Raw genomic sequence first — 9,077 nt, forward strand, 5'->3', positions numbered from 1 at the left:
TTTAAAACCAAAAATTTTTTCTAAACGCTGTTTTCTTCTAGAAAGAACAAAAGTCCTTATCTAAAGTAATGCTGATCAGTTAAGCCTTTTTTAAATCCTTCCCCTTGCCGAGCATGCTCCTCACCTTTTTCAAAGGAAGGGGGAGCAGCACTGCTGCGCAAGGAATCTAAAATTATTTTAAATTCTCAGTAGTTCCCCCTCTTTTTCCTTGCACCATAAATGGCTCAGGGTTAGGGGAGATTCTTAGATGAGTAACGACTAAATTACGCTTAACTGACTAGCATGAATTATTCAAAGTGCTTTTGTATCAATCCACATTAGAAAATTCGATGTGGATCTTTTTCAACTTTTGGTAATGTCTGCGCAATTTTTTCTGCAATCGCCATATAACTTTCTGCTGCATCATCATTGGCAATAACAGAAGGTTTACCTGCATCTGCATTTTCACGGATTTGTACATTCAGCGGTAAACGTCCAAGCAATGGAATGTCGTATTGCTGTGAAAGCTGGTCTCCACCTCCTGTACCAAAAATTTGTTCTTCATGTCCACAGTTTGAACAAATGTGTGTCGACATATTTTCAATCACACCAATCACTGGAATTTGAACTTTATTAAATAATTCAATACCTTTTACAGCATCCATCAAGGCAACGTTTTGTGGTGTCGTGACAATCACAGCACCTGTGACTGGAATACGTTGCGCAAGGGTCAATTGAATATCCCCTGTCCCTGGTGGCATATCAATCACCAAGACATCTAAGTCTGGCCAAAGTGCTTGATTAAACAGTTGCATCAACGCACCTGTAGCTTTTGCACCACGCCAAGCCACTGGAGTATTTTGTTTACCAATCAAATGCCCAATAGATAACACTGCCATATGATAAGCTTCTAATGGAACAAAATTTTCACCTTCAATTTTCGGGGTTTGCCCTTCATTTCCTAGCATGGTAGGAATACTTGGCCCGTAAATATCTGCATCTAATACGCCAACTTTCAAACCCAGTTTTTGCAATGCCAAGGCAATATTGACCGTTGTGGTGGATTTACCTACACCACCTTTCCCCGATGAAATCAGAATCACGTTTTTAATTCGTGGATGTTTCGGAATATCACGTTGTTGTGGTGCAGCTTTTTGAATTGGTGGATTATTTGGATCTTCTTCCGTGTGTGTCGCTGGCGATGAAGCATCAACCACTGGAGGTAAATTTGCTTTTTCAGCTTTTGGTTTTGATGAACAACTGTGTCCAGATTGACCATGTTGCTCGCTTGAACAACTGTGATCATGTTGAATTTTTTGTTGAATCACATGCATATTCAATTCTTGGATACCACACTTTTCTAATGCATCTGCAAGATCATCATGGATTTTTTGCAAGTGCTCTGCTTCTTCTGGAAAAGTATTGATGGTCAGTTGTAAGACTCGCCCTTCCACATTCACTTGAGTAATGCGGTCTTTTAATCGATTGTTTGAATCAGGCAAAATATAATTTTGAAGCAGCATTTGGATTTCTTCTTCTTTCACCTCCTGTGCAGGAGAAAAAACCGATTTAAGTGAAGAAAGCCACGACATAGATTTGCTCCAAATTTGCAAAATCAATAATACGAAACGGATAGTTTAACTGTAATTTGTGTTTAGGTTAAGCCAACTTCTATTCAGCTTTTTGAATGTTGTTATTTATCCTACTTATTTAGTTGGATTTTATTGATTTACCACACATGAATACATGCATTTATTACACAACAATTTTGCTACACAGCCGTTTTAAGCTTGCGTTATATTATTTTCATACTTCTTTAAATATTTACTATTAACAATAAAAAGGTGAACTTATGCAGCGCATTTTCGCTTTATCGCTCTCCTTATTCATTTCTAGTTTTGCGATTGCAGGCACATCAACCAGCGCTGTTCGAACGGCTTCAGGCCAAATGGTCAACATTGGCGATACCGCTTCTGAAATGATGCTACGTATAAATCAATCTCCTGTTTCAATGAATTCTTATGAAATGAAAGAAGGTGATCTTACTGTAACCGCCTCTAACTATACCTATGATATTGATAATATTCTGTACACTTTTACTGTGATCAATAATCAGGTTCGTAAAATTGAATGGGTTCGTAAAGATCCTTAAAACTAAATCGCTATAAAAATAAAAGCCTTAGGTGATATGTACGAAAGGCTTTTATGTTGCGAGTTCCACTTAGTTGGATTGATCATCATCTTTCTTGTGTTTCAAATCGTTAATCGCTTTTTCTCCTTTTAACAGCGCCTCTTGAGCTTTATGCTTTAAATCATCGGCAACTTTTTCAGCACCTAATTTTGCTTCTTTGGCCTTTAATTTCAAATCATCTGCAACTTCTGAGGCTTTATTTTTTAAGTCATCTAATTTTGTCATAGGCTTTTCCTGTTATTCAAAATTGAGTTACTTGGGAAGGAGATTTGTCTATTCCCTACGTTATTTATAGCAAGAGATGCCATGATAAAGTTAAAAAACTGCAATTTGAAACAATCCAGCTACACAGCGACATAATGTATAGTTTATTTTGCATGATTGTTTTTATTTTAAAGAGTAAATATGCGACAAAGTTTAAGAGACAAAATCATTCAAATCTGCAACGAAAAAATTGCCAAAAAAGGTGATGCTGTAGGTGTTTCTTTTTACGCATTTTTTACCAATAAAAATGATGATCCTGTGCAACTTATGGAAGCAGCGGAATGGTGGATTAAAACCCATCAACTGAATCATTTTGAAAAAGCCACTAAAATTAAAGCACTGATTCAGCTTGAAAATGTAAGATTACATCAATCGCCAAAAACGTTGTAAATGAATACTTTCCTTTATGTACACATGCAATCATTTACAGGTCAAAGTGGAGAATGTTTAAGCTTATTCATTTTATTACCGTTCAATTTATTATATCCAAAGCGATCAAATAATCTTTTATTGACAATAAGATACATCATATTTCCACTGACTATGCCGACGATCAAAGGCAGTAACATAAGCAGCAACGCAATCATTCCAAAAAATAGACTTTCAGCGAAATTATGGACAGCACCATCTAAAAATTGAATTAAGAATATAAAACTAAACCAACTCAAACCCACTATCACAATAGCTTTGAATATTTGTTTTATTTCAAATACTTTCTTGGGAGCTTTTAAACCGCTCAAAATGATTAGAAAAACAAAGAAAGCGAACAAAATTAAAAATGGTGTGAGATACAACAGTACTTCAATCGCACGGCTCGACACTCGTTCCGATGCGCTAACCAATAAACTTCCATGGTAAAGGTGAAGAAACAAGCCAAATGGTAAAACCAAACTAAATACTGAGGCTAAACTTGCACTGATTGCTGAAAGCAATAAAACCCAAGATCGCATGATATTCTCCTTTTCCGATCTTGGTTGTATTATCTAAAGCTAAAATGTGATTTGAGAGAGGTCTATGTGAAATTTGGGTGAAGTTTTAAAGTATCGGCATTGATAAAAATTTTACGGCCTGATCGAACTCATAAAACTGATTGCAGCAAACAACCAAATGAACAATACAAAACTACGTCCTTGATTGAAATGATCCATATCGGTGCCATGTAAAATGTTATGACGAGTCATGGTAACTGTAGAACTGCTATCCATTTTATAAGCCGCTAATTCTAGAAAATAATGATTCAACTCATTGGCAATCTTGGCCTTATGCCACAAACTTTTAATTTCATGTCCTTTTAAACCGGGTACGATTTTATAAACATCCACAAACTTGGTTTCATGTTGTTTTAAATAACCATTTTGAAGCAATACATCGGTCAGTAAACCTTCCAATTGCGCATATAAAAGTGGGACACAACCTGCAAAAAGCTTTAATTCATAGAGTTTTAATGCTTGTTCTATCACTTGACGGCGTTGTATTTTGGACTTACCTATTTCTAACGCATCAAAAGCATTCAGTAGTTCTGTTTGGAAAAACTCAGCATTGATCACGTCTAACAAATTAAACTGAGATGGATCGTCAAAACGATGAATTTCTTGCCAAAAATGTAATAAATTCAAAGCATCATTGGCAACTTTCGCACCTACTGGCTGGTCTAATTCATCGGCAAGCACATTAAAATAAGGCTCTTCTTGTGCAAGTGTTTGTAATGTCTCAATTAAGTATTGATGTTCGCTCTCAGAAATTTCGACAAGATAATCTCCTGCTGCTTTGAGAATATTGTTCTCACGCTTTTTAGACTGCTGATTTTGCGGAATACGGGTTACAGCTTGGTCATCTTGAAAATATTCATCATCAATCATTGATTTGTCACTCATGGTTGTGCAATCTGTATGTTATTCTAAATCATAGAAATTCAAGTCTTAAAAAATTAGCTACTTAAAACTTACTTTATATTTTCTTGGAAAATGAATTTTACATTGTTTCGCATCTAATCTTCTCTGAAGTTTATTTTCAATCATCTTGTCTAACGTTGTTTGGCTTTTCCAACCATAAATTGTATTTTCATCCAAATTAACTACTGTTTGTTCATCATCTTGACCATTCAATTCAAGTTCATCATCAATATCATCATCTTGAACATTCAATTCAAGCTCATCCCGATCACGTTTACTTTGGTTTTTTGTCAATGAAAAGCGATCATAGCCCCGTTGTTCTAAATATTCATTGATATCGTCAACTTCATCTTGATTAATATGTTCATTACGACATATTTCGCCTATTTGATCTTGTCGCGCTAATTCTTCTTGCACCCTCCACATTTCCAACTGTTCTATATAACGATCCATCTCAGTATCGTTAAAATTATAATAATCAGAAACATTGTATTGGAATCTTTCAAGATCTAAATCAGAATCGATTCTATATCCTCTCTGATGTAAAGATGACATCAAATAATGAATATCATGTATCCATAATTTCCCTTTTTTTACAAAATAAGAACCTCTGTATGCTCTTTTGTCGTTCTCATGTGTGATGACTTCTCGATAACCACACTCTAAAGCAATTCGGCAACTTCTTTCATATGCAATATCACTCATTGTCATATCTGTTTTCCAACTGACTCTTTTATAAAGTATAGAAGAGCCAAAAAACAAAATCTTAAATTTCACAATGAGTAACACTTTAGATTTTTCCCTATTTTTTAATACCTCTTTCAATTTTTATAAAATTTAGTCTAAGTGCACTATGGTTATTATAGATTTAAGATAAAGCTTTCCTTTGTATTCTACATTTGATCAGGTAAAATCATTGCCCTTGCATTAACTTTGAGAAAGAGAGTTATATCCGTGCGAAATATTTTAGTCACTAACGCCCTTCCATACGCAAATGGTCCAATTCATATGGGTCACTTACTCGGCTACATCCAAGCAGATATCTGGGTTCGTGCCATGCGTGCAATGGGTCATGACGTGACTTATGTATGTGCGGATGATGCACACGGTACAGCGATCATGCTCCGTGCAGAAGCGAATGGTATTACACCTGAAGAACAAATCGCCAATGTTCAAAAAGAACATATCCGTGATTTTGATGGCTTTGGTGTACATTTTGACCACTATGATTCAACCAATAGCGAAGAAAATAAAAACCGTTCTTCTGAAATTTATATCAAAAACCGTGAAGCAGGCAATATTGCGATTCGCCCTGTCACACAGTTATTTGACCCTGAAAAAAGCATGTTCCTTTCAGATCGTTTCATTAAAGGTACCTGCCCAAAATGTAAATCTGAAGACCAGTACGGCGACTCATGTGAAGTGTGCGGTACAACCTACAATGCAACAGAATTACTAAACCCACGTTCTACCTTAAGTGGTGCGACGCCTGTCGAAAAATCCTCTGATCACTATTTCTTTAAACTGCCGAACTTCGCAGAATATTTGCAGAAATGGACACGTGATGAAGGTCGTTTGCCTCTTTCTATCGCCAACAAACTAGATGAATGGTTTGATAATGGTTTAAACGATTGGGATATTTCTCGTGATGCACCGTATTTCGGTTTTGAAATTCCAGATGCACCGAACAAATATTTCTATGTTTGGGTTGATGCACCAATCGGCTATATGTCAAGTTTTGAAAACTACATCAAAACCAAACGCCCAGAACTGAGCTTTGACGATTTTTGGAAAAAAGATTCTAAAAATGAGGTTTATCACTTCATTGGCAAAGACATCGTGTATTTCCATGCATTGTTCTGGCCTGCAATGTTAGAAGGTGCAAACTACCGTACACCGACTGGTTTGTTTGTGAATGGTTTCTTGACTGTAAATGGTCAAAAAATGTCGAAGTCACGTGGTACGTTCATCAAAGCTGAAACCTATTTACAGCACTTAAATCCTGAATATTTACGTTATTACTTTGCGTCTAAACTGTCTGATAAAGTTGAAGATTCAGATTTGAATCTCGATGATTTTGTACAAAAAGTAAATTCAGACTTGGTGGGTAAAGTCGTGAATATTGCCAGTCGTTGTGCAAAATTTATCAATACCAAGTTTGAGAATAAGTTAAGTGCAAACTGCGCTGAACCTGAATTGGTTCAAAGCTTTATTGACGCAGGTGCATCGATCGCTCAAGCCTATGAAGCGCGTGAATTCTCTGCTGCAATTCGTGAAATCATGGCGCTTGCAGATAAAGCCAACCAATATATTGATGAGAAAAAGCCTTGGGCTTTAGCGAAAGTTGAAGGCGAAGAACAACAAGTACATGACGTGTGTTCTGTCGGTATTAACTTGTTCCGTCAATTGGCAGTTTACTTAGCACCTGTATTACCGACTTTAGCGGCTCAAGTTCAAGACTTCTTAAAACTCGAAAGCTTTGATTTTGCTTCAGCGAAAACCATTTTAATCAATCATGAAATTGCTCAATTCCAACCATTAATGCAACGTGTAGACCCGAAAGCAGTTGCTGCTATGGTTGATGCATCTAAAGATTCTTTGGCTGCTGCGGCTGAACCTGTAAAGGCTGAGAAGAAGAAAGAGAAAAAGGTTGAGAAGAAGCCTGAACCTAAAGTCGGTGAGGCTGCTCTTAACACAAGCAGTATTGGCATTGAAGACTTTATGAAAGTTGACCTTCGTGTTGCAGAAGTCCTTGAAGCAGCGCATGTTGAAGGTTCGGACAAACTGCTTCAACTTACTTTAAATGTCGGCGAGGCTGAACCTCGTAATGTGTTTAGTGGTATTCGTGAGTTTTATGCACCTGAAGATTTAAAAGGTAAATTGGTGGTGATGGTGGCTAACCTTGCACCTCGTAAAATGCGTTTTGGTATTTCAAATGGTATGGTACTCGCTGCGGGCAATGGCGAAGGTGTTTGGGTGATTTCACCTGAAACTGGCGCTAAAGCGGGTGATAAGGTTTCTTAATTCTAAGAAATCTATACTAAGCATTAAAAAATCCGCTTATAAAAGCAATATTAAACTTATTAATATTACCTATAACAGTGGATTTTTTAATGGTATTTTTATTGATTTTTCACGCAATATATTTACAATCATTTCCTATTTTAACTTAATCATTATCTAGGGACTATGATGAAAAAACTAATGGTTGCTCTATTAACAATATCAACTTTGGCAGCTTCTGGCTGTTCAATTCGTATGGCAGATATGACCGTTGCTTCAACAAAGAACTACAATTTAAATTCCAATCAATTTGTAAAAGGGCAACGTGTAACAGGTGAAGATAAAGTTCCTGTTGTATTATTTCCTTTGGGAATTCCAAACTTTAAAACAGCTATTGACAAAGCTATTGAAAAAGATCGTTGTGCTGTTGCTCTTTCTGATGTTGTGATTACTCAACTTAATCACGCCTTTATTTTCGGTCAAATTGGTTATCGCGTCGAAGGTACACAAGTCATTGATCGTTCTCAACCTGAATGCCAAAAATAATTTATAAAAAATCCGCTTACAAAAGCGGATTTTTTTTCATAACTAAAAAACCCACGAACATCAAAACTTATGATAAAAAATAATCAATTTCAGCTAAAAGATAAATATATCGATGAAAAAAACAGCCTTAACATTATCAATATCATTACTTTGCTTTACTCCAATCATTACACAAGCAGAAAATACAACAAGCCAAACGGTGATAAACCAACAACCCCAAGTCGCAGGCTACTATCAACACCAAGTTGGAAATACACAAATCACCACTTTGCTAGATGGTACAAACTTCATGTCACCGACTTTGTTCAAAGATATTCCCACAGAACAAGTCCAAGAAATTCTAAAGAAATATCATGTAGATCAAGCCAAAGGCGTACAAACCTCAGTGAATGCTTTCTTGGTCAATACAGGCAATAAACTGGTATTGGTGGACAGTGGCACAGCAGATTGCTTTGGAGCGCATTTAGGTTCAGTAATGAAGAATTTAAAAGCTTCAGGCTATCAACCTGAACAAGTGAATACCATTTTACTGACGCACTTACATCCTGATCATTCGTGTGGTGTGAGTAAAAACGGCGTTGCAAATTATCCCAATGCCACGATTTATGTTTCTGAAAATGAAGCTGATTACTGGTTAAATCCAAAACAATTACAAAAAATCCCGAAAGATCAACAAGCAAAATATACGGGTACTGTTCCTAAAATTAAAGCGGCACTTGCCCCATACCAAACCAAGAAGCAATTTAAGACTTTCAAACTGGGTGACACAATTGATGGTTTTGAAGTCATCAGTACGCAAGGACATACCCCAGGTCACTTTAGCTACAAGCTAAAAACATCTGATGAAGATGTGATCTTTATTGGAGATATTGTACATTCGCATACCGTTCAGTTTGATCGACCTGAAACGGCGATTGATTATGATATAGATCCCAAAGCAGCCGTACAAACACGTTTAAAACAATTTGCTGATTATGCAAAGCATGGGCAGACCATCGCAGCACCACACTTACCATTCCCGGGAATTGGACATATTTATTCAGCGGATGAAAAAAGCTATCAATGGATTCCTGTACATTTTAAAGACTAATCATTTTGCAGCCCTTTTAAACCAAAAGGGCTGTTAGCCTTGTAATATGAATCAGAGTAAGTGCTAAACCTATAAAAGATATTTGTTCTTAATCACTGCGATTTTTCCAAAT

10 protein-coding genes are annotated in these 9,077 nt (G+C 36.4%); 5 read left to right on the plus strand and 5 right to left on the minus strand.

Annotated elements, in window-relative coordinates; all coding sequences use genetic code 11:
* Window positions 1-317: 317 nt before the first annotated feature.
* A complete protein-coding gene (apbC, locus tag D7V20_RS03430; protein ID WP_120382927.1) occupies window positions 318-1,571 on the minus strand; it encodes an iron-sulfur cluster carrier protein ApbC in 1,254 nt (417 codons plus the stop codon).
* 260 nt (window positions 1,572-1,831) lie between these two features.
* Between apbC and D7V20_RS03435 the strand changes: the two genes are divergently transcribed.
* On the plus strand, window positions 1,832-2,131 hold the full coding sequence (locus D7V20_RS03435) for a hypothetical protein (RefSeq protein WP_120382928.1): 300 nt from the start codon (window positions 1,832-1,834) through the stop codon (window positions 2,129-2,131).
* A 69-nt stretch (window positions 2,132-2,200) separates the two neighbouring features.
* Here the strand turns inward: D7V20_RS03435 and D7V20_RS03440 are convergent, their stop codons facing one another.
* Window positions 2,201-2,395: a hypothetical protein gene (locus D7V20_RS03440; protein ID WP_120382929.1), complete on the minus strand. Its 195-nt coding sequence runs from the start codon at window positions 2,393-2,395 to the stop codon at window positions 2,201-2,203.
* Window positions 2,396-2,575: 180 nt separating this feature from the next.
* On the opposite strand from D7V20_RS03440, the gene D7V20_RS03445 reads away from it, so the two are divergent.
* Window positions 2,576-2,824, plus strand: coding sequence for a DUF6500 family protein (locus D7V20_RS03445; protein ID WP_120382930.1), 249 nt, complete (start codon window positions 2,576-2,578; stop codon window positions 2,822-2,824).
* A gap of 41 nt (window positions 2,825-2,865) precedes the next feature.
* Here D7V20_RS03445 and D7V20_RS03450 read toward each other — a convergent pair whose 3' ends face one another.
* The 3 genes from D7V20_RS03450 to D7V20_RS03460 form a co-directional block, all read right to left on the minus strand.
* Window positions 2,866-3,384: a hypothetical protein gene (locus tag D7V20_RS03450; protein WP_120382931.1), complete on the minus strand. Its 519-nt coding sequence runs from the start codon at window positions 3,382-3,384 to the stop codon at window positions 2,866-2,868.
* A gap of 111 nt (window positions 3,385-3,495) precedes the next feature.
* Complete coding sequence (locus tag D7V20_RS03455) at window positions 3,496-4,293, minus strand: hypothetical protein (RefSeq protein ID WP_120382932.1); 798 nt, start codon at window positions 4,291-4,293, stop codon at window positions 3,496-3,498.
* Window positions 4,294-4,365: 72 nt separating this feature from the next.
* Entirely contained in the window at window positions 4,366-5,037 is a 672-nt protein-coding gene (locus D7V20_RS03460) for a hypothetical protein (protein ID WP_120382933.1), read from the minus strand.
* Between the two features lie 243 nt (window positions 5,038-5,280).
* On the opposite strand from D7V20_RS03460, the gene metG reads away from it, so the two are divergent.
* The 3 genes from metG (at window position 5,281) to D7V20_RS03475 (ending at window position 8,965) form a co-directional block, all read left to right on the plus strand.
* On the plus strand, window positions 5,281-7,350 hold the full coding sequence (metG, locus tag D7V20_RS03465; RefSeq protein WP_120382934.1) for a methionine--tRNA ligase: 2,070 nt from the start codon (window positions 5,281-5,283) through the stop codon (window positions 7,348-7,350).
* Between the two features lie 168 nt (window positions 7,351-7,518).
* Window positions 7,519-7,875: a hypothetical protein gene (locus tag D7V20_RS03470; protein WP_120382935.1), complete on the plus strand. Its 357-nt coding sequence runs from the start codon at window positions 7,519-7,521 to the stop codon at window positions 7,873-7,875.
* Window positions 7,876-7,987: 112 nt separating this feature from the next.
* On the plus strand, window positions 7,988-8,965 hold the full coding sequence (locus D7V20_RS03475; RefSeq protein ID WP_120382936.1) for an MBL fold metallo-hydrolase: 978 nt from the start codon (window positions 7,988-7,990) through the stop codon (window positions 8,963-8,965).
* Window positions 8,966-9,077 lie beyond the last annotated feature (112 nt).

It is taken from the genome of Acinetobacter rongchengensis, assembly GCF_003611475.1.
GTDB lineage: Bacteria > Pseudomonadota > Gammaproteobacteria > Pseudomonadales > Moraxellaceae > Acinetobacter > Acinetobacter rongchengensis.

Coding starts and splice junctions, on each gene's coding strand:
- D7V20_RS03475 (WP_120382936.1), top strand. CDS start 7,988: ATGAAAAAAACAGCCTTAACATTATCAATATCATTACTTTGCTTTACT.
- D7V20_RS03460 (WP_120382933.1), bottom strand. CDS start 5,037: ATGACAATGAGTGATATTGCATATGAAAGAAGTTGCCGAATTGCTTTA.
- D7V20_RS03455 (WP_120382932.1), bottom strand. CDS start 4,293: ATGATTGATGATGAATATTTTCAAGATGACCAAGCTGTAACCCGTATT.
- D7V20_RS03435 (WP_120382928.1), top strand. CDS start 1,832: ATGCAGCGCATTTTCGCTTTATCGCTCTCCTTATTCATTTCTAGTTTT.
- D7V20_RS03470 (WP_120382935.1), top strand. CDS start 7,519: ATGAAAAAACTAATGGTTGCTCTATTAACAATATCAACTTTGGCAGCT.
- D7V20_RS03440 (WP_120382929.1), bottom strand. CDS start 2,395: ATGACAAAATTAGATGACTTAAAAAATAAAGCCTCAGAAGTTGCAGAT.
- D7V20_RS03445 (WP_120382930.1), top strand. CDS start 2,576: ATGCGACAAAGTTTAAGAGACAAAATCATTCAAATCTGCAACGAAAAA.
- D7V20_RS03450 (WP_120382931.1), bottom strand. CDS start 3,384: ATGCGATCTTGGGTTTTATTGCTTTCAGCAATCAGTGCAAGTTTAGCC.
- apbC (WP_120382927.1), bottom strand. CDS start 1,571: ATGTCGTGGCTTTCTTCACTTAAATCGGTTTTTTCTCCTGCACAGGAG.